The sequence below is a fragment of the Mycobacterium sp. AZCC_0083 genome, assembly GCF_014202335.1.
GTDB lineage: Bacteria > Actinomycetota > Actinomycetes > Mycobacteriales > Mycobacteriaceae > Mycobacterium.
In genome coordinates this window covers 64,734-82,113 of record NZ_JACHGP010000019.1, presented here as the reverse complement: position 1 = coordinate 82,113, position 17,380 = coordinate 64,734, and the positions used below count along the sequence as shown (strand labels likewise).

36 protein-coding genes and 1 pseudogene are annotated in these 17,380 nt (G+C 62.8%); 10 read left to right on the top strand and 27 right to left on the bottom strand.

The annotated features are described in order from the left end of the window. The first annotated feature begins 75 nt into the window (after positions 1 to 75). The 10 genes from HNP02_RS34765 to HNP02_RS34720 all read left to right on the top strand — a co-directional run bounded on the left by HNP02_RS34765 (position 76) and on the right by HNP02_RS34720 (position 4,183). Complete coding sequence (locus tag HNP02_RS34765) at positions 76 to 501, top strand: hypothetical protein (RefSeq protein ID WP_184445215.1); 426 nt, start codon at positions 76 to 78, stop codon at positions 499 to 501. After that, entirely contained in the window at positions 498 to 797 is a 300-nt protein-coding gene (locus HNP02_RS34760) for a hypothetical protein (RefSeq protein WP_184445214.1), read from the top strand. The genes HNP02_RS34765 and HNP02_RS34760 overlap by 4 nt, the downstream gene beginning before the upstream one ends. Then, entirely contained in the window at positions 794 to 1,477 is a 684-nt protein-coding gene (locus tag HNP02_RS34755; RefSeq protein ID WP_184445213.1) for a hypothetical protein, read from the top strand. Before HNP02_RS34760 ends, HNP02_RS34755 begins: the two co-directional genes overlap by 4 nt. Next, entirely contained in the window at positions 1,474 to 1,851 is a 378-nt protein-coding gene (gene pth2, locus HNP02_RS34750; protein ID WP_221318374.1) for an aminoacyl-tRNA hydrolase, read from the top strand. Before HNP02_RS34755 ends, pth2 begins: the two co-directional genes overlap by 4 nt. 139 nt (positions 1,852 to 1,990) lie before the next feature. After that, positions 1,991 to 2,134, top strand: a complete 144-nt coding sequence (locus HNP02_RS34745) for a hypothetical protein (protein WP_184445212.1) — start codon at positions 1,991 to 1,993, stop codon at positions 2,132 to 2,134. Beyond that, complete coding sequence (locus tag HNP02_RS34740) at positions 2,131 to 2,403, top strand: hypothetical protein (protein WP_184445211.1); 273 nt, start codon at positions 2,131 to 2,133, stop codon at positions 2,401 to 2,403. The genes HNP02_RS34745 and HNP02_RS34740 overlap by 4 nt, the downstream gene beginning before the upstream one ends. Before the next feature lie 83 nt (positions 2,404 to 2,486). Further along, positions 2,487 to 2,684 (top strand): hypothetical protein, encoded by a 198-nt coding sequence (locus tag HNP02_RS34735; protein WP_184445210.1) that lies wholly within the window; start codon positions 2,487 to 2,489, stop codon positions 2,682 to 2,684. Further along, entirely contained in the window at positions 2,681 to 3,352 is a 672-nt protein-coding gene (locus tag HNP02_RS34730; RefSeq protein WP_184445209.1) for a metallophosphoesterase, read from the top strand. The genes HNP02_RS34735 and HNP02_RS34730 overlap by 4 nt, the downstream gene beginning before the upstream one ends. Positions 3,353 to 3,512: 160 nt before the next feature. Beyond that, entirely contained in the window at positions 3,513 to 3,833 is a 321-nt protein-coding gene (locus HNP02_RS34725; RefSeq protein ID WP_184445208.1) for a hypothetical protein, read from the top strand. Further along, a complete protein-coding gene (locus tag HNP02_RS34720) occupies positions 3,830 to 4,183 on the top strand; it encodes a hypothetical protein (protein ID WP_184445207.1) in 354 nt (117 codons plus the stop codon). Before HNP02_RS34725 ends, HNP02_RS34720 begins: the two co-directional genes overlap by 4 nt. A 223-nt stretch (positions 4,184 to 4,406) precedes the next feature. Here the strand turns inward: HNP02_RS34720 and HNP02_RS34715 are convergent, their stop codons facing one another. From HNP02_RS34715 to HNP02_RS34590, 27 genes and pseudogenes are all read right to left on the bottom strand, one after another. Further along, positions 4,407 to 5,882, bottom strand: a complete 1,476-nt coding sequence (locus HNP02_RS34715) for a recombinase family protein (protein WP_184445206.1) — start codon at positions 5,880 to 5,882, stop codon at positions 4,407 to 4,409. A gap of 162 nt (positions 5,883 to 6,044) precedes the next feature. Next, positions 6,045 to 6,242: a hypothetical protein gene (locus tag HNP02_RS34710; RefSeq protein ID WP_184445205.1), complete on the bottom strand. Its 198-nt coding sequence runs from the start codon at positions 6,240 to 6,242 to the stop codon at positions 6,045 to 6,047. Further along, positions 6,239 to 6,430: a hypothetical protein gene (locus HNP02_RS34705; protein ID WP_184445204.1), complete on the bottom strand. Its 192-nt coding sequence runs from the start codon at positions 6,428 to 6,430 to the stop codon at positions 6,239 to 6,241. The genes HNP02_RS34710 and HNP02_RS34705 overlap by 4 nt, the downstream gene beginning before the upstream one ends. Further along, entirely contained in the window at positions 6,427 to 6,960 is a 534-nt protein-coding gene (locus HNP02_RS34700) for a DUF2637 domain-containing protein (protein WP_184445203.1), read from the bottom strand. The genes HNP02_RS34705 and HNP02_RS34700 overlap by 4 nt, the downstream gene beginning before the upstream one ends. After that, positions 6,957 to 7,289, bottom strand: a complete 333-nt coding sequence (locus tag HNP02_RS34695; protein WP_184445202.1) for a hypothetical protein — start codon at positions 7,287 to 7,289, stop codon at positions 6,957 to 6,959. Before HNP02_RS34695 ends, HNP02_RS34700 begins: the two co-directional genes overlap by 4 nt. Beyond that, positions 7,289 to 7,588, bottom strand: coding sequence for a hypothetical protein (locus tag HNP02_RS34690; protein ID WP_184445201.1), 300 nt, complete (start codon positions 7,586 to 7,588; stop codon positions 7,289 to 7,291). The genes HNP02_RS34695 and HNP02_RS34690 overlap by 1 nt, the downstream gene beginning before the upstream one ends. Next, positions 7,585 to 7,788, bottom strand: a complete 204-nt coding sequence (locus tag HNP02_RS34685; RefSeq protein ID WP_184445200.1) for a hypothetical protein — start codon at positions 7,786 to 7,788, stop codon at positions 7,585 to 7,587. Before HNP02_RS34685 ends, HNP02_RS34690 begins: the two co-directional genes overlap by 4 nt. Further along, on the bottom strand, positions 7,785 to 7,928 hold the full coding sequence (locus HNP02_RS34680; RefSeq protein WP_184445199.1) for a hypothetical protein: 144 nt from the start codon (positions 7,926 to 7,928) through the stop codon (positions 7,785 to 7,787). Before HNP02_RS34680 ends, HNP02_RS34685 begins: the two co-directional genes overlap by 4 nt. Next, positions 7,925 to 8,176, bottom strand: coding sequence for a hypothetical protein (locus HNP02_RS34675; protein WP_184445198.1), 252 nt, complete (start codon positions 8,174 to 8,176; stop codon positions 7,925 to 7,927). The genes HNP02_RS34680 and HNP02_RS34675 overlap by 4 nt, the downstream gene beginning before the upstream one ends. Next, positions 8,173 to 8,355 carry a hypothetical protein gene (locus HNP02_RS34670; protein ID WP_184445197.1) on the bottom strand — a complete coding sequence of 61 codons (183 nt, stop codon included), beginning with the start codon at positions 8,353 to 8,355 and terminating at the stop codon, positions 8,173 to 8,175. Before HNP02_RS34670 ends, HNP02_RS34675 begins: the two co-directional genes overlap by 4 nt. Then, positions 8,352 to 8,483, bottom strand: coding sequence for a hypothetical protein (locus HNP02_RS43190; RefSeq protein WP_255507309.1), 132 nt, complete (start codon positions 8,481 to 8,483; stop codon positions 8,352 to 8,354). The genes HNP02_RS34670 and HNP02_RS43190 overlap by 4 nt, the downstream gene beginning before the upstream one ends. Before the next feature lie 116 nt (positions 8,484 to 8,599). After that, on the bottom strand, positions 8,600 to 9,064 hold the full coding sequence (locus HNP02_RS34665) for a hypothetical protein (RefSeq protein WP_184445196.1): 465 nt from the start codon (positions 9,062 to 9,064) through the stop codon (positions 8,600 to 8,602). Between the two features lie 158 nt (positions 9,065 to 9,222). Then, complete coding sequence (locus tag HNP02_RS34660; RefSeq protein ID WP_184445195.1) at positions 9,223 to 9,417, bottom strand: hypothetical protein; 195 nt, start codon at positions 9,415 to 9,417, stop codon at positions 9,223 to 9,225. Then, positions 9,410 to 9,583: a hypothetical protein gene (locus HNP02_RS34655; protein ID WP_184445194.1), complete on the bottom strand. Its 174-nt coding sequence runs from the start codon at positions 9,581 to 9,583 to the stop codon at positions 9,410 to 9,412. The genes HNP02_RS34660 and HNP02_RS34655 overlap by 8 nt, the downstream gene beginning before the upstream one ends. Then, positions 9,583 to 9,816, bottom strand: a complete 234-nt coding sequence (locus tag HNP02_RS34650; RefSeq protein WP_184445193.1) for a hypothetical protein — start codon at positions 9,814 to 9,816, stop codon at positions 9,583 to 9,585. Before HNP02_RS34650 ends, HNP02_RS34655 begins: the two co-directional genes overlap by 1 nt. After that, positions 9,813 to 10,049: a hypothetical protein gene (locus tag HNP02_RS34645; protein ID WP_184445192.1), complete on the bottom strand. Its 237-nt coding sequence runs from the start codon at positions 10,047 to 10,049 to the stop codon at positions 9,813 to 9,815. Before HNP02_RS34645 ends, HNP02_RS34650 begins: the two co-directional genes overlap by 4 nt. A 107-nt stretch (positions 10,050 to 10,156) precedes the next feature. Further along, positions 10,157 to 10,477 carry a hypothetical protein gene (locus tag HNP02_RS34640; RefSeq protein WP_184445191.1) on the bottom strand — a complete coding sequence of 107 codons (321 nt, stop codon included), beginning with the start codon at positions 10,475 to 10,477 and terminating at the stop codon, positions 10,157 to 10,159. Beyond that, positions 10,474 to 10,629 (bottom strand): hypothetical protein, encoded by a 156-nt coding sequence (locus HNP02_RS34635; RefSeq protein WP_184445190.1) that lies wholly within the window; start codon positions 10,627 to 10,629, stop codon positions 10,474 to 10,476. Before HNP02_RS34635 ends, HNP02_RS34640 begins: the two co-directional genes overlap by 4 nt. Before the next feature lie 156 nt (positions 10,630 to 10,785). Next, entirely contained in the window at positions 10,786 to 11,064 is a 279-nt protein-coding gene (locus tag HNP02_RS34630) for a hypothetical protein (protein ID WP_184445189.1), read from the bottom strand. Positions 11,065 to 11,199: 135 nt separating this feature from the next. Further along, positions 11,200 to 12,273: a DUF932 domain-containing protein gene (locus HNP02_RS34625; RefSeq protein ID WP_184445188.1), complete on the bottom strand. Its 1,074-nt coding sequence runs from the start codon at positions 12,271 to 12,273 to the stop codon at positions 11,200 to 11,202. Between the two features lie 145 nt (positions 12,274 to 12,418). Continuing rightward, positions 12,419 to 12,658: a hypothetical protein gene (locus tag HNP02_RS34620; protein WP_184445187.1), complete on the bottom strand. Its 240-nt coding sequence runs from the start codon at positions 12,656 to 12,658 to the stop codon at positions 12,419 to 12,421. Between the two features lie 211 nt (positions 12,659 to 12,869). Beyond that, a complete protein-coding gene (locus tag HNP02_RS34615) occupies positions 12,870 to 13,229 on the bottom strand; it encodes a hypothetical protein (RefSeq protein ID WP_184445186.1) in 360 nt (119 codons plus the stop codon). A gap of 185 nt (positions 13,230 to 13,414) precedes the next feature. Next, on the bottom strand, positions 13,415 to 13,573 hold the full coding sequence (locus tag HNP02_RS34610; protein WP_184445185.1) for a hypothetical protein: 159 nt from the start codon (positions 13,571 to 13,573) through the stop codon (positions 13,415 to 13,417). A gap of 87 nt (positions 13,574 to 13,660) precedes the next feature. Further along, positions 13,661 to 14,389: a hypothetical protein gene (locus tag HNP02_RS34605; protein WP_184445184.1), complete on the bottom strand. Its 729-nt coding sequence runs from the start codon at positions 14,387 to 14,389 to the stop codon at positions 13,661 to 13,663. A 114-nt stretch (positions 14,390 to 14,503) separates the two neighbouring features. Continuing rightward, positions 14,504 to 14,941: pseudogene (locus tag HNP02_RS34600) on the bottom strand (acyltransferase family protein); the annotation flags it as partial. 48 nt (positions 14,942 to 14,989) lie between these two features. Continuing rightward, positions 14,990 to 16,123 carry an MFS transporter gene (locus HNP02_RS34595; RefSeq protein ID WP_184445341.1) on the bottom strand — a complete coding sequence of 378 codons (1,134 nt, stop codon included), beginning with the start codon at positions 16,121 to 16,123 and terminating at the stop codon, positions 14,990 to 14,992. 135 nt (positions 16,124 to 16,258) lie between these two features. Next, the gene (locus HNP02_RS34590) at positions 16,259 to 17,323 is read right to left on the bottom strand and encodes an SGNH/GDSL hydrolase family protein (protein ID WP_184445183.1); all 1,065 of its coding nucleotides are present in this window, start codon (positions 17,321 to 17,323) and stop codon (positions 16,259 to 16,261) included. Positions 17,324 to 17,380: the final 57 nt, after the last annotated feature.

Genomic DNA, 17,380 nt, shown 5'->3' with positions numbered 1-17,380 from the left:
CTGGTGGGGCGTGGGCCTGACCACCCTCGTCATCGTTGGCGCGTACTTCGGCGTCAACGTGTTGGACGAGCTGCTGTGACCGTCGACCCACTGCCGGACTTCGTCTATCCGAAGCGCGGCGATCAGCGGCGCATGACGATCATCGGCGACCGCCAGTCCGGCAAGACGTACACGCTGCTGGAGCGGGCCGTCTCTCACGCCCGCCAAGGTGAGATTGTCGTATTCGACTGCGAGACGCTGCGAATGGCGCAGCACACGCACAGCGAGTGCCTCAACACGCATGTGCGTTGGGGCAGCGACGATGTGTCGTACCGCGCCAGCTATCAGGACATCACGTTGGACCGCCACTCATTCCGGCCGGGGCGCATCATCTTCCGGCCCCACGGTCGGCGTGCGCCGGACTTCGATCCCAAGGCGGTCGACGTTCACCTGCTGGACTGCAGCCCGAACGACCTGGTTTACAAGAGCGCCAAGCTCGTCATCCGAGCGGTGCATCGATGAGGGACCGAGGGCACCGCAACAGCAATGAGCGCGGCAGCTCAGCGCAGCGTCGGGCACGGAAACAGTTCCTGCTCGACAAGTTCGGCGACGGCGAGACGGCACCATGCTCCGAGGAGGGGTGTGGGGCCGTTCTCACGTTGACGACGATGTTCTGTGACCGGATCATCCCGGCGCACAAGGGTGGCACGTACGCCCGCAACAATATCCAGCCGCACTGCCAGTACCACTCCTGCCGTCAGGGCGCTCTCATGCGTGCTGAGCTGCGATTACAGGGGCGCGAGAAGGTATCGGCATGAGCTACTACTGGTTCAACACGAACCCCGCCGTTGAGGGCCCTGAGGCCAACGTGGACTACGAGTTACTGGAGGCGACTCCGAACCTGCGCCGCGCCAGCCTGCACAACGCTGTCCTGTTCGGCGGGCCGGTGGTGCGTCAGGCGTTGGAGTCCGCGCCCATCGTCGGCAAGCACAAGCATGTGTTCGTGGACACGAAGGTGTCGATGCTGATGCCGGGGTGGTGGCCCGCGATCCCCGGCTGGCACACCGATGGTGTCCCACGCTACAGCGTCAACGACAAGTCGGTGACCCCTGCCAACTGGGGCAAGCCCTCCCTGCCGCTGCAGATCGACCGCCACTTCGACGGCTACCGGCCGCTGTATCACACGCTGCACGTTGGAAACGACTGCGCCACTGAGTTCGTGCAAGGGGTGATGCGGCTGGACATCGAGCACGACGAAGACGAGCAGATGTACTCCGAGATGACACGCAAGGTGGACGAGAAGGGTTTCATCGCGTACCGCGCTCCTGTCGGCCAGTGGCTGACGTGGGACTGGTGGAACATCCACCAGGCAACGCAGGCCACCGAACGCGGATGGCGAGTGTTGTTGCGTATCACCGAGTCTGACCAGCCACCGGCTGACGAGGACTTCATCCGTACCCAGAACCAGGTATACGTGCCTCGGGAGTTCGGCTGGTGAGCGACTACAAGCAAATCATCGTCATGCGCACTGACCTGAACATGCGCAAGGGCAAGATGGTCACGCAGGGTGCACACGCTTCACTGGGGGCTGTCACTCAGTACCTACTGTTCCCTGGTAAGCACCTCGAAGAGCGTACGAGGGTGCTGGATTGGCTGGCCGGGTCGTTCACGAAGATCTGCGTCCGCGTTGAATCTGAAGCCGAGCTACTGGCCGTGTACGAACAGGCGAAGGCTGCCGGTCTGATCACTGCACTGATCACTGACAACGGCAAGACCGAGTTCAACGGCGTGCCGACCCTCACGTGCATCGCCATCGGGCCCGACACGGCCGAGAACCTGGCACCGGTCACGGGAGGGTTGAAGCTGCTGTGATCGGCGATACCGAGGACCGCCACACGGCGCTCCGTGTAACGGAAGACATTCTGCGGAAGTACCTCCAGAGAGTTCCGCCGAACCAACGCCATGCACTGGCGGTCACCATCATCGAAGAGATCTGCGCAGAAGGGCTGCTGTGAACGACACCGACAATCACGACGACGCCATTGAGATCGTCGCCGTCGTCCTGGAGAACTGCATCCCTGGCTGCAACGATCTGGCCGCGAATGCTGTTGCAACGGAGATCGTCTCCGCTCTGGTGAAGGCCGACCGCCTGTGAGCGCCATCGTGCGGCATGTCGATGACCTGGCCCTGGCGCGGCGCAGGCTGTGGCTGACGAGGTTCACGTTCTCGCCAATGGACGGCGTTCATCTGACGCCGCCTGCGGTGGACTATCTGATCCATCCGCGCACTTGGCGGGAGTACCGCCGGGAGATCCTGATGCGGCGCTCGCCGTATCCGCCGCCGCCGGACCTCCAGATCTACGGCACACCAGTGCTATTGAGCGAACAGGTAGGACGCGACGAAGTGCGGTTGGCGGTCGTATGAGCGACGACGGATTCCCTCGACTGCCATGGGGATACAGCTGGCATGTTGAGGCAGCGCCACCGGCAGTCGCGCCCAGGATGATCGTGAGCATCGTCTTCCTGTGGATGCATACGGTTGAGTCCGCATGGGTTGATACCTGGCCGAAATGGACCCAAGAACAGGTGCGCGAAGCCACTCTGGCTGCGGCGCAACGTGCGTGGGACAAGTGGCAGCGCGCCCTCAACCCGTGTGAGACGCCTCAGAACTTGGCGAAGCAGATCGAGAAGGAACTGAACGCGTGAGCAACGTCTGGTTTACGTCGGACCTTCACATCGGTCACCGCAAGGTCGCCGCGAGCCGCATCCAGTTCGACGGCAAGCCTGCCTTTGAGGATCTGGACAACCTGCCAGAGTGGTTCGGGGCAGCTGACATCGCGGCGCATGACCGCATCCTGGCCGAGAACTGGGATGCGGTTGTCGGCGACGAGGACGATGTGTGGATACTCGGTGACAACTCCTCTGGCACTTCGCAGGCGCAGTTCCGCGCTCTCGAATGGCTGCGCCAACGGCCTGGCCGCAAGAGGCTGATTCCGGGTAACCACTGTGGCCCGCATCCGATGCACCGTGACGCCCATAAGTGGATGAAGGTGTACGAAGAATCTGGCGTGTTCGTGAGTGCCCCTCAGTTGGCCGCACGCCGCCGAATCCCGCTCGCCGTGGGTCATGTGACCGCTCTGCTGTCTCACTTCCCGTACGTGGGTGACAGGGAGGGTGTGGACCGCCACAAGCAGTGGCGTCTGCCGGACTGCGGTGACTGGATCCTGCATGGCCACACGCACTCAGACCGGGTGCTGCAGCCGGGGCTTCACTCGCGTCAGCTCCACGTCGGAGTCGACGCGTGGGGCGGCATGCCGGTCGCCCTGGAGGAGATCATCCGCATCATCAAGGATCAGGAGAGCTTGGGGATATGACCGTCTGCTGCGAGCACAACCGCTGCCCTGAACGCCCCAAGAGGTGGCTTCGCCGCTTCCGCACGCGCCCCTGGTATTGCCCTCAGTGCGAGGGCCTTTGGGTGACAGAGGCTAAGACCGTTGCTTGGTTCGATGACATCTGGGTCTGGAAGGAGATCCGATGAGCGAGACCTTCTACGTGGCGGTCGACCCGAAGGGTGCTTACCACCAGTCACATTGGTCGGAGTTCACTGGCCAAGCGCCGAACTTCTACATCGGCAGTTCGTACGACGATCCGTCACCACGCAACGAGATCAAGCACACCGGCCTGCGCCTGTTCGCGAGCCCGAAGAACTGGCTGCAGAAGCAGCGCCGCCGCTCTGAGCGGGGTGTTACAGGTGGACGGATGTTCGAACTCGTCTGGGACGGAACGACTCTGACCGTTGGTCGCGAGATCGAAGGATCAACTAACCCAGGCCCGAAACCGGAGGATCCGCGATGAGCAAGGCGAAGACGATGGACGTGCCGTTCGATCTTGACGGCAACATGATCTCGTACCCCATGATCGGGTGGGAGAAGTACGTCGACTACAGCGGCAACGAGCGCCAGCGCCGGGTCTTCACGGGGATCGCGCCGATGGAGCCGTTCAGCGGGACACTGCGCATCATCGGCCATGAGCGCGGCCAGAGCGCCGCACGGTTCAACCTGCGCGACGACGAGACCGGCACTGAGTACGTCATGTTCATGAAGGACGTGGTGGACATGCTGGTGGCACAGGAGATTTCGTTCACTGCGACGTGGACGCCGGTCAAGCGTGGGCAGAACTACGGCCTGGCGATGGTGACCGAGTGAGCGTGTGGGGTAAGCCCCAGGGCTGCGTTTGTGGTGGTCCATCGGATCCGTACCACTCCTGGTGTTACGCGTGCGAACAACAGGGTAAGGCTGAAGATGCTGACGCCAAAGCAGCGGAACTAGGAAAGAGTGCCTGATGGCGCTGAGTGAGGAGAGCATCCGCCTAGCTCGCGCACAGGCCGACCTGTGCCCCATGCTGACCGCCGAGGAACTGGCGGATGTCTCAGCCCTTCTTGGGCTTACGCTCATTCCAAAGGATCTTCACGCCGTGGCCGACCGGGAACTTCTTCCCGTCCTTCCCGAGCTTCGGCACCAGGATTCCGCTGCATAGGCGCTTGATCGTCGCCCGCTTACGGTCCACGTCGAGTGCGCCGAAGCTGCCCGCGATGTCGTCGGGATCGATGTTCTCATCGATAACCATTGCCTGAGTGAGGCTTTCGCGCCGCGCTTCTGCCGTGCGGAGCTGACTCGCCAGGTCGGCGTTCATCCGGTCGAACTGGTCGTCGGTGATCCGGTCGGCGTTCCACTTCGCCTCAAGCGCTTCCAGCTTGCTATTCAGGCGTGCCTCTTCGGCGCGGACCTCGTTGAGTAGTGCGGTGTTGTCCTTCTGCTTGGCAGCGGCCAGAGTGCGCTTCTCCAGGGCGTCAATGAACGCCACCTCCACCCATTCGTCCAGCGGGTCGGCCGAGCGGGCAACGCCGTAGCAGCCCTGTGTCTTGCACCGGTAGATCGCGGTGCCGTCCGAACGCTTGCCGGTACCGACACCCTTCTTGCATTCGCCGCAGATGAGGATGCCGCCGAGCAGGCGCTTGCGAGTCCGATCCTTGCCCCACTGCTTGTCCACAGAAGACATCACGGTCTGCGCTGCCTCCCACGTCTCACGATCCACAATGGCGGGCCAGTCGCCGCCACTGGTGCCATCCTCACGCACCGTGGTCACGATCTTGCCGTGGTACGTGCGTAGGCCCGCGTTGCGCGGGTTGCGCAGCGTTCGGCCCACACTGGTGCCGTCCCACAGGTTGGCGCTCTGCGTGGTCCTCAGGCCCATCGCGTTCCACTGCTCAGCGATGCGGTACAGGGATGCACCGGCCAGCACGTCGGCGTACGCCTGCCGGATCGCGTCGGCCTCCATCGGCCGCAGCTGAGGCTTCGCATGGTCGTGCTCGTAGCCGAACGTGCGCCGCCCCCAACCCTTGCCCAGGTCGGCCATCTGCTTCATCGCACGGATCTGTCGGGCACTCTTACGTTCTACCTCAGCCTTTGCCACGGCACCCTTGATACGGGCGAACAGTCGACCGCTGTCGGTGGACAGGTCGACATTGGTGTCGACGCTGGCCAGCCCGAGGCGGTGAACGTCGGCGAGGTGAATGAACTCCTCCAGCTCCAGGGGCTCGCGGTGTAGCCGGTCGAGATCCCATACGGCGACAGCGTCGATCTTGCCGTCGCGGATGTCCTGCAGCATGCGCTGGTAGGCGGGGCGCTTCTTCATGACGCCGTTCTTCATGACGGCCGTCTTGTCGTCGTCCACGTACTCGGTCCAGACCCAGTTCTTGCCTTGGCACAGCGGTTCAAGGTCTTCCCGCTGACGGTCGACGCCGAGCTGCACCACGTCTTTGTTGTGCGACATGCGTAGGTACATGGCTGCACGCACGGTCGGCACGGCCACCAGTGGCGGGTAGTCGGAGAGCGTTGCTGTCATGCCGTCTAGAGTACCGGAACCAGTGCCCTGAAACCAGGGTGGTTCGGGCTCGCACTAGGTACTGATGCCAACCAGTTACATTGGGTAACTATGTAATTCGAGACAAAAAAGGGGGAACCCCTGACGCCGCGTCGTGCTACGGCGTCAGGGGTTCCGTCTGTGTTACCTGTATGCGTGGACCCGCTTCGAGTCGGCGAGATGCCAACCGCCGCAGTTGCACTTGTACTCGGCGAGAGGTGCGGCGTTGCGCTTGCTGTTTCGGGATCGACGCTGCATGTCCTTGAGGACGCGTCGTGCGTCGTTCTTGGTGTCGAACCGGTCCTTCCACGGCGTGTAGCAGTACGCCAGTGCCGCCGTCATTGGCCGCACCGCCGTATATGCACGCCCAGCGCCGCCCGCAGGCCGCATTGCTGCTCAAGGGAGAGTGAGACGGCGTTAGTGGCCGACTCACCCTTCCGTGCGATGCTCAGGATCAGGTCGTAGCCAGCCGCTTCGACAGTCAGCGTGTCGCCGAAGATGTCGGTCCATTCCCAGTCCGGCTGGCTCATGCTGCCACCGCCGGGACCGCCTTGGGTTTGGCCGGGGCCCGCTTGACCGGACGCTTCCGCGCCGGACGGTTCGCAGCTGCAGCCTCCCGGCGTGCCTTCTTCCCGGTCGTCAGCGCCAGCAGCGCCAGTGTGGAGAACGCCACCGACAGGTCGATGATCAGCGGCCACAGCCACGCGATCTGCCATGGCATGCCGCCTTGCTTCACGGCCAGCTCGAACAGCGAGTAGAACGACAGCACCAATGCGCATACGGCCACGCATGCGAGCAGCGCCAGAGCCACCTTGAAGAACATGCCGGTGATCTGTGAGCGAACCATCACAGCTAGGCCGTGCGTGGTCACAGCGAGCACTACAGGCGGCGCAATGGACATGCACGCGGCCACCCAGGCATTGGTGAACGCAGCCCCGGCGTTGTGGCTGTTGAACATGGCGTGTGCGACGTTGCCGATCATGGAAGCCGCCGAAGAAGCAATCAGCCACCGCCAGAAGAAGGCAGTGGCTGACGCTTTCCGGTCGGCGACCGTGCTCAAGCGAGCACCTCGATGTTCGGCCAGTTGCGCTCACCGATGAACGCCAGCAGCTCGGTCCACGTCTTGGGCGCGTGGCCCTGGCGTGACGACCGGCTGCCATCTTGGGTGACGAACCAGATCCCACCGTCAGCCGCGTTGGTGTACGCGCGGATTGCGGCGAACGTGTACTTCTGGTCGTACTTGACGAACCGGATCACCGCGTGATTCAGCGCAGGTTCGATGGGGTCGGCGAGTAGCGAACGCTCCAGTGCCAGCTGCTCTTCCAACTCCTGGATACGCAGCTTCGCGAGCTTACGGTCCTGGCCGGTGGGTACGAGAGTTGTTGCCATTACTGCGTTTTCTCCTTCTGGATGTTGACCAGCGTCTTGCTGGCACGGTGGACGCGTGTTACCCGGTCTGGGTAGACGCTGACGAACTTGTCGGACTGACCGTGGAGTGGCCCGCCGACGAACGTGAGGACGAACCTGTAGCCGTCCCCACGTGGGCGATCCGCGTACCGGAAGCGATACCGCCCCGGCCTGCCCTTGAGTGCCACCTCGGTGCCCGGTACGAGCGTTGCCTTGCCGGGGATGTGGAACTCGTAGAGGTGAGGGTCGTTCTTGGGCTTGACCTTTCGCTTCGTGTTCAAGGCTTCTCCACCTCGAACGGCGATACGGCGCTCACCAGATCGTTGGTCGCCGCTTCGATGGCTCGCGCTTCTCGCACGGAACCGATGTGCCGCAGGCGATTCGCCGCCGAGTACGCTTGGGCGATGTGCCGGTAGATCGCCGAGTGCGCCTCGTCCAATAGCTCCGCGTTGAGCGTGACCCGCTTCTCGGGAATACTCATCGGTACCTCAGCGCCTGTGCGAGTTCCACCATGCGCTGCTGATAAATCACCTGGAGCAGCAACAGGCGAGCCTGCTCGGCCTCGATGGCCTCCAGGAGTGCGTTGACGTACAGCGCCTCAACCACTTCGGCGTCGGTCATGACTGCACCATCGCCCGAGTGAAGTGGACCTCGTCATCGGCCATGTCCTTGCAGCCACGACCGATTGCGGCCCCGCAGGTGGGGCACTCAGCCGCCCACCACTTGTTGATGTCGCGGATACGGTCGAGCAGGTGTAGCGCGTCGAGAGCGTGGCGTTCCGCATCCCAGTCGCAGCGCGCATGAGCGCCGAGCGCCTTGATCTCCCACAGTGACCGGTTGCGTTCGGCTACGGCCAGTTCGTCGCTCATGATGCGATCTCGTTTGGCACGTGAACCACCCGCAGCGTGTTGCCGTCGCGAACGAATAGCCACGGCAGGCAGGAGCACTTCGTGTCGAGCGTGTGCCCAATCCGCGTGCCGCCCTGGGTGAACTCGGTTGCCGCGAACTCGCTGCCGTCTGGAAACTGGTGGACCACAGCGGCGCTCACCGGTTCACCACCCAGACGATCATCGCGATCCAGATGGGCGCGGAGGCGAAGCAGCCCCAGAACGCCCCCACAAGTGCGCTGCCCGTTTCGAGCGGTTCGTCGTAGTCGTACGGGTCAAGATTTTCCATGGTTTGTGATTCCCTTCGTGTCGTGTCGAATTGTGTTGCCCCCCTGTAATCACTGGTCAGGGCATAAAAATGACCCACCAGCACATGGCTGATGGGTCGCTCTCGCGGGTGATGCTTTAGGGGATGTTCCTCAGTCGCCTGATCCAGCGAGCACAGAACACTGCCGCCTTAGCAACGCGCACCTCGGCGGGACGCTTGAGGCAGTGGGAGCACATGCGGTAGCCCTCACTGATTACGTACTCCATTGGCTCGCCCGTGAGGTGTGGAAGTGGCCGCAGCACCGTACGTTCACTGAGCGTTCGGCACGCCACCGTTGTGTGTACCGCACCGCTTGGCACCTGAAAGTAGTTCATGAACGCGCCACGGCGCACCCATGCCCTGTGCGTGTTGGCGATCATGTCGGCCAACACCCTGGCCTCAGGTGCCATTGAGGTGGCGACCTCCTCATATTCAGGTTTGCCAGAAACGCGATCCAGGTCGCGAACGATTGACTTCGCTGCTGCTAGCAGTGACAGGAACTCGGCCGTCACCTCAAGCATCTCTTCTTTGCTGACGGACTCCATCGCCGGTTGTTCACGCACGACTGTCGTCCACCCCCTCATGACGGTGCTTCGCGTAAGCGCCGCCGCCCGTTGCGATCTGGGCGTCAAGAGTACTTGCATAGGTAAAGAATCCTCCTCCCAGATAACACTCAGGGGGCCGAGAAACATTTCCTCGGCCCCCTGTTGTGTTGCGTGCGTTACTGCGTGCGAGCCTCCACGACCACTGACGAGTAGCCCTGGTGCTCCAGCTGCTGATGCAGCCACGCCTGCAGGTTGGACGTGACGAACTCCTCGAAGTCGGTACGCGCCTTCTCGTATTCGATCCCGTACTCGTCGGCCCACGCGGCCAGTGGCATGTCCTTGACCTCGACGGTGAACTTGAGGTCAGCCATGCGGAGCTGCCAGAAGTTCGCCATAGCACCCATTGCAGATGGTCACGGTCTGGCCGTCATCCCTGTGCCACTGAGCGGTGAGCTTGGCCTTCTTGTCCTTGTTGCACCGTTCGCAGTGGAAGGGCTGTGCTGTCGGCGTACGCGTGAGCGTGAGGTCGTCAGCCATCAGGCTTCTGCCATGCGCGGAAGTTCAAGCCATCCGCTCACTGCGGTCGGCGCGGGATCGTGGTGCGATATGACCCCAGTGGGTGAGAACCACTGCGCAGCCCCGAACTCCCGACCGTCGCTGTAGAACACGACCACCTTGTCGTTGTCGCGATAGTAGTTGTCCGTGATCTGCCGCGCGTCCAGCTTCCAGCCGTGCGCCTGCCCGAACGCTTGCAGCTCCTGACGTTTCACTGCGGCACTCCGCTCGCCGCCATGCTGCTGGCCACGATGTCGAGCACCTCGTCCCGCGAGAGGCCAAGCTGGTCGTTCAGCTCATCGACCATCACGTGCGCCGCGCCGAGCTGGGTGGACACCCCGTACGGCGTGTAACCGGCTTCGTTCTCGATCACCTCGGCGATGATGTACGCCTGACTGTCCCGGTCGAAGAACCCCTCGTTCGTGTAGTAGCACTTTCTGTTACCCATGCTTGTTGGCTCCCTTCGTCGTGTGTAGGTCCATATTCACTTGTCGTTAGTTGCTGAGTACAGCAGACAGCGCGCCGACGTGTCAGCCGGTGCGCCATCCTCCCCACTCAGACGCGCTGAGCCGCGAACGGCTGGCTAGAAGCCACTGTGCGCTCCCAGAACAGATCTGCCTGCGCACCCGTCTCGGGGTGGTGGAAGGTCTCACGCCACGTCTCACGACGCGTGTCGTACCGACCAGCTGGGCTGCTGGCATGGCAGTACGGGTCAGCCATGCGGACCATGCCGAGGCACATGAGGTCGAGCATCGCGTGATACACCGCATCCTCGCCCTCGTAATGGACTGCACGCGGGTGCCACGTCGGGCAGCCCTCACATAGTTCGTAGCGCAGGCCATTGACCCACACCCGAACCACCTTCGTGGTGCTCATCGCGCCCACGCAGACGGCAGGAAGCCGCCCTTGCCCAGAAACTCATGCAGGCCAAGCGTCAACTCGGCCAGCCGGTGAACCTCGTCACCGAACTCGGTGAGATCGCCGCGTGCCAGGTCCAGCATCTCTTCGAGTGCTGCATTTGGATCCATTGTGTTACTTCCCTTCTCGTGTGTTACTGCTGAATGCAGTAGGCGCACCACAGATCTCGCGACCTGCGATGCACCTGCCGCCCTCAGTGAGGGATGTAAGGCCCTGCAATCAGGATTGCGGTGAAGATGAATGCCAAGATCCACCCGCCCACGTCATCACCTCCCTTCCGATGCGAGACGTTCGGCCCAAGTGCCGAACCGCCCTGTGGTGTGCCACTTCTCAGTGGGCAACGCCATTCGCACGATGGCGTGTGCCATGCGTGCCAACGCCTCTGAGTTGCACCAGCGCTGGTGCGTCTCGTCGGCGTCCTCCTGGTTGCGGTCACACCCGACGATGTCGAGTGAGTGACCGTCAGCGCAGTACTTGCCGCCGTCCCAGTCCTGTGGCCACATGATGGCTGTCTCCCAGTAGAGACCACCGGCAGCTTCAGGCATCCTGATAGTGGAGACCTTGATGGTGCCGATGCTCTCTACCCGAAGTTCTGTAATGCGTTGTTGCATAATGCGATTCCCTTCATAGAGGCCAAGGAAGAGCACCGGAACCGCCGATGCTCAACCCAAGCGCCTAGATCAGGCCATGGCCAGTTCGGGCATGTCCAGCACCTTGGCCAGCGCCTCGACCGCGATCTGGTCGGACGCCGCCAGGTCACCACGGATGGCGCGGTCGTAGACACGCTCCAGACGCGACGTGCCACGCACGCCCACGCCGTGGTGCTGGTAGGTGTTGCTCGCCTGCACGACACCGAATGCCGTACCGGCGAAGGGGCCGTTCAGTTCGCCCAGCTCGCCCTGACCGAGGTAGATGCTGTCCAGCAGCTCACGGCGGTTGTTGGTCTTGGTGACCTTGACCGCGGTGCTACCAGCCGGGGCTGGCGGTTCGATGATGTCGAGCACCTGAAGCCAGTTCTTGCGCGGCACCTGGATACCGGACATCGTTTGGATCCAGTCCTGCATGTCGTGCGCCGACTGGTCGAGGATCACCATCGCCTCACGGAACCCTGCGACGTGCGAGGTTTCGAGTGACCGGGCGGTGTGCTTCACCTTGAACTGGCGACCGGCGTTCTTGGCGTCCCGAGAGATGCCGCCGAACATGTTGTCACAGCGCAGCACTCGGTTGAACGCCTCGTACGTTGTTGTGATGGAACCGTCCAGCGAGGTTTTCGCCAGTAGGAACGGCCAGAAGTCCAGGCCCGTTGTGTCGTCGTGCATCGTGTCGTCTAGACCGATCTCGACGGCAGCCTGAGCGCCGTTCTTCAGGGTGAGAGCCGACAGGATCGAGAGAGTGCTACCGAGCATCTCGCTGACCTTGCGGATGAGCCACACCTTGTAGTCGTGCATCGCGTAGGCCGTTGTCGGCCTACCCAGCTCAGAGAAGTCGTCCGAGCGGACGATCCCCTGCCTGCCGGTCGTGACCTTCGGCATGTAGTAATTGCCGTCGATCATGATCGAACCGATGCTGTCTGGCTCGCACGGGATGAAATTCCCCGTGGGCACGCTGATGGCCTCCCAATTGAACAGTCGCCGTTCGACTTCCGCGACGGGGATTGGACCCTCGTAGGTCGGCAGCTTGCCGTCCGTCTGACCGATCCACGTCCCACGCTTGGCGGTGTTGCCGATCAGCGCGTGTGCAATCTTGTTACCCATAGTTCTTTCCCTTCCAAAGGTGTTGCCTGTTCGTGTAACAGGACTTTGAACCTTCCCTGTAATCACAGGTCAGAGCTGCTCAACACAGCACAAAGGGCACCGACCGTGATGGCCGATGCCCCAAGCTCCCCGTTGAGTAGTGTTGTTACCGCCTGAGTTTGAACCCAAGCATCTTGTAACGCGTGGTGCGTGGCACGACCACGGTGTGATCCGAGTACGCGGATCCTGAGGTGTGCCTGTAGTGCAGTGCTACAACCTCAGGCGTGGCGCGGACGCCATCGACGTACCGCACCTCGACCACGTTGCCATCGAGGACGATCCAGTCGCCGTACCCCAGGTCAACCACCCAGGCGTCCAATTGGTTCTCGATGATGATCTCGGCCACGCTCAGTACTCCCCATTGCGGAGAGCCTGGCGGACGGCGCGACGGTCGCCACGCTTGAGACCAGCGCGAGTACCGAGACGGCGCTCACCCTTGGTGCCCAACATGCGACCGTGATTGCTGACAATCATGGTTGTGTTCCCTTCCGTGTGTATTCCGTGCCTGCCTGAGAGCAGGAGAAGGCGCACTGTCACCAATGCGCCAACCTCAGACCTCAGACCTCCCATGGTTGTGTCTCGATATCCGACAACTTCGTGTCGCCACCGCGGTTGTAATCCACCGCCTTAGCAAGGCGATTCACCTCACCGCTACGCCCGCGAAACAGCAGGCCCACCATGCCGTCCGGCACAGACTCATGCCATTCGCCATACGCGGCGATGACGAACGATTCACCTGCATCAAGTGCAGCCTCAATGGCGTCATACTTCGCCTGTGATGCCGCTGCACCTTCCGCGCAAGCGTCGTGCAAGTGCTTGCCGCCGTGAGACCGGTAGCAATCCGAGCACAGCGCAGGCGCATAGCAGTAGTGCATGGCGTGGCGAGTCCGCGAGCGGAGCGTGTCACCTAGCACCATGTGAGGACACTTGCGCTTACGCACACTCGCCCCATTGGTGGATGAATTACCACAACCGTCGCAGCAGAGCCGGTGGTACATGTCGTATCCGTAACCCATTGCTGTATCCCTTCCCGTGTTCCCTGCCTGACAGCAGGACAATGGCCACGGACAATTGCCCGTGACCAAAGCTCAAATGTCAGACCTCATGAGAGCGCCCCGCGCTCCAATAAGATGCGCCGCACAGTGGCAAAGAACGCCGTTTCGGCAGCGCCGCCAACACGCGCAGAATCGTGCAACTGCCGCAGTGTTGGAGTGGCCAGTGAGCGCAGATCAAACAGTCCTGCGCCTTTGAGTTCAGCCATTGCCTTATCCCTTCCCGTGTGTTGCTGCTAGTCACAGCACACAGCGCCCCTGTAATCACAGGGTCGCCATGCTCCGTTGGTAGTAGCTCAGATGACGGCCAGCGGTAAGGCCTTGAATGCACGTGCCGTAGCCCCGTGCACCTCTATCGAGATGCTTGCCTTACGGCCGTTGTCCGTGCCGCCGCACTGCATGCAATCGATGCATTGCACCGTGTTGGACTTGCCCTCAGTTGCTGGGCACTGCACTAAACCCTGAGGCTTGGCCGCGCCCAGCTCACGGACAACAAAGGCCCGGTAGCCCATACGGCGGGCCACCCGGTAGTCATCCATGCTGTCGGCCGATGCCATGGTGAGCTTGGCGAACCGAGGATCACAGGTACGCCATTGATGCGTGTAACCCGTGACACTGGTAGCCAACTCAGCAATACGCGCCCAGACTTCGAACGGTGCCGCAGCCGGATCGCCATATGCGCCAATGCGCACCTTGCGACCCTTGAACGGTGCCGCATCGAACGGCCGCGCGTTGCCACGATTGAACGCACGCCACACTGACGCAGGCGTGCGCGGATTGACGTAGCAAGTGCGCTTGCGACCAGTGGACTTGTCACCACGATGGACACAGCTACCGCACACAGCGGAATCCGTGCCCTCAGTGATGGCCACATTGGGCGCAACGTCGGACCTGAGGATCCAGGTCTGAATCATGTTGCCGGTTTTGACGTTGCTTGATTCGAACGATGCCAGAACCACAATCGGTGTGACGCCATCCAACTCAGACACGCCAGACCAGACAACCATGGTTCCGTAATTCGACATGTTCGTTTCCCTTCCGTGTGCGGAAGAATGCAGGTCAAGACGACCAGCACCCACCAAAAACACCAGGCCAACGTTCTGACCTGGTGTTATTGGTGAGTGCCCTGTGACTTACCTCATGAACCACAGCAACTGGATGCTGATTCCGGCGATCGGCTCGTAGACGTGCACGGGCAGGACGTCGTGCAGCACGACGAGCATCACGGCCCAGAACGCCAGGTAGTAGAACACCGGCCGGTACAGCCGGGTGCTTCGCTTCAGCAGCCAGCCACCCCAGCTGGCATCTGGCCGGTACGAACCGACCGACGCCGCGACGCCCGCGAAGAAGAACAGCGGCATGATCTGGAAGACCCAGGTCAGCGCCTGGAACACCACCGACGTCGTCAGCAGGTTGCCCCACATGAACACACCGTCGGCGATGATGCTGGTCGCCATCACCGCATGGCCGGCAACCACACCGACCAACGACACGATCCGGATGACGTCGATGGCCCGATCACGGTCGGCCGGTGTGGACGCCTCTATCTCGGCAGCACTGGGGAAGGCAAGTGGCATGGCTCGAATCTAGGTGCGGGCTGCCACGACCGGCGTGAGTAGAACCACTCAAATGTGCACGCCCTCGGCGGCGGGACGGCGCTCCTGAACCAGGATCATGGCAAGACAGATCACCGAAAGCACCCCGATCGCGATCGCGAAACTGACTCCGGCGGTGCGCAATCCCCAGTGCTGGGCGGCCAGGCCCTCGCCGACGACCGGCAGCGCGATCGCCACGTAGGCCACCACGAAGTAGGTGGAACTGACCTCGGCGCGGCGATCGGCAGGGGCTCGTTCGGCGATGGCGGCGAGGCCGCGGCTGAAGCTGATGCCCTGACCGACACCTGCCACCACCGCGGCGACGATCAGGCCCGTCAGCGACGAGAAGTGCAGGGCCGCAGCGAGTATCACCATCCCGACCACCAGGATCGCGCAACCGATCGCGACGGCGCGCGCCGGCGGCATCCGCCTGGCGGACAGCTGCGCGATTGCCGACGCGGCGAAGATCGAGCCTGCCGCCGCGCCCGCGATGGCGTGGTTGTCGATGCCGATGACCTTCGATAGGAATGAGGGCACCACCGCGGTGAAAAGGCCCGTCACGGCGAAGCCCGCGAATGCCGCGGTGGCCGCAGTGATGAAGACGGGCCGCACCTCGGCGGGCACCGACAGCCGCTGGACACCGAGGCGGCCCGTCCGCGACGACGTCTCAGGCGCCAGCAGTACCGCGCCGACGGCAAGCACGACCAGCACGATGTGCACCACGAATGACAACTGAAGCGGGTGCGGCGCGTACTCGACCAGCAGTCCGGCCAGTACCGGCCCCGCGCCGAGTCCGCCGATGTTGGCGATCGTCGCGGCGACGGCGGCGCGCTCACGCTGCGCCGGTGGAGCGGCCTCCACGACGGCGGCGGTGGCGGTACCGGCGAAGATGCCCGCAGAGAGGCCGGACAACACGCGCGCGATCAGCAGCAGGGCTACGTCGTCGGCGAACAGGAATATCACCGCGCTGATCAGGGCGAAGGCGGCACCGGCGAGAAGAACCGGGCGTCTGCCGAGCACGTCCGACCAGCGCCCGAACAGCAGCAGCGCTACGAGCACCCCGACGGCGTACGTCGCGAAGATCACCGTGGTGGTGAGCACGGCGAAGTGCATCCGTTCGCCGTAGAGGGCGTACATCGGCGTCGGAAGCGTGGTGCCCAACATGATCACAGCGAACGCGTAGGTGAGCAGAGCGGATCCGTAGCGGCGGGGTCGATCGGCTGGTGTCACGCGTCGAGTGTCGGGCACGTGGGGAGTCAACGTCGACCGGGTGCCCTGACTTCCCGGCGTCGCTCTGGACTATTGCCCCTCGGGTAGGCCGACCTGCTTCATCACGTAGTCGGCCAGCAGTTCGTTCGCATGCGTCGTGAGGTGTTCGGCCGCAGCGAATACGTAGGTGCGGTCGGCGTCGGGGGACTTCCAGGCGTCGGCAGCGCAGTAGTCCTGCGCGGGCTTCAGGCAGGCGTCCTCGTTGGCCCCGTGGGTGAATCCGTACGTGGCGCCATTCGTCAACAGGTCGTCGATGAAGGCTCCGGTATCGAGCACCTGGACCTTTGGATCCTTTGGCAGCGAGTCCACCAAGCTGGTGTTGTAGGCGTCGGTCAGCTCGCCCACGTACTTGCGGCTGGCGTCGGACTCGAACCAGGGCAGCACCGCAAGATCGGCGAGTTTGAACACGACCAGGTGCGCAGCGCCCTTCGCCAGCATCGCCGACGCAGTCTGCGCCTCGTCCTCGGCGGCCTTCTGCACCCGTGCCCGCTCGCTCGCCATCACCTCCGGCGACGGACTCTTGTTGTCGCGCAGGCCTTGAGCCAGCGCTGGGTCCTTGGTCAGGTCGTAGTTGTACGCAACGTCGTTCGTTCCGATGTAGAGGGTCACCAGCTGGTCCGGGCCGAAGGTGCCGTGCTGATCCACGAAGTGTTGGAGTTGCACCGCGGTGGATATCGGGGTGCCCTCCGGATTCTGCGACACCGTCGAATAGGGACTATTGGCCCTGGCTCCGCCTTCGCCATAGTTCAGCCCGCCGGGCCCGCTGAGACCGGGCTTGCCTTGATAGACATCGCCGTAGCTGACGGTGTGCTCGTTCGGTTCGGTCGACTGGCCGAAGCGTTCGGCAACGTGTTGGGCCCACGTCATGCCCGGATTGGTGGTGAAGCGCAGACCATCGTATGTGCCGGCATCGGTGAGGCTGTCGCCGAAGAACACGGCTTCGCGGAACTTGGCAGCCGCGGGAGTCGCGCCTTGGGTCCCTCCTGTCGACGTTTTTTCAACCGCGGGCGATTCGGCGGCACCACCGCATGCCGTGAGCGCACCGACCGTCAGTGCCGCCGCGACCGCGGCCTGAACACGAACCAATCTGGACATGGAGAGTTCTTTCACCGTGCGTTGAGGGTTTTTCGTACGTCGTTGAGCAGTTCCGGC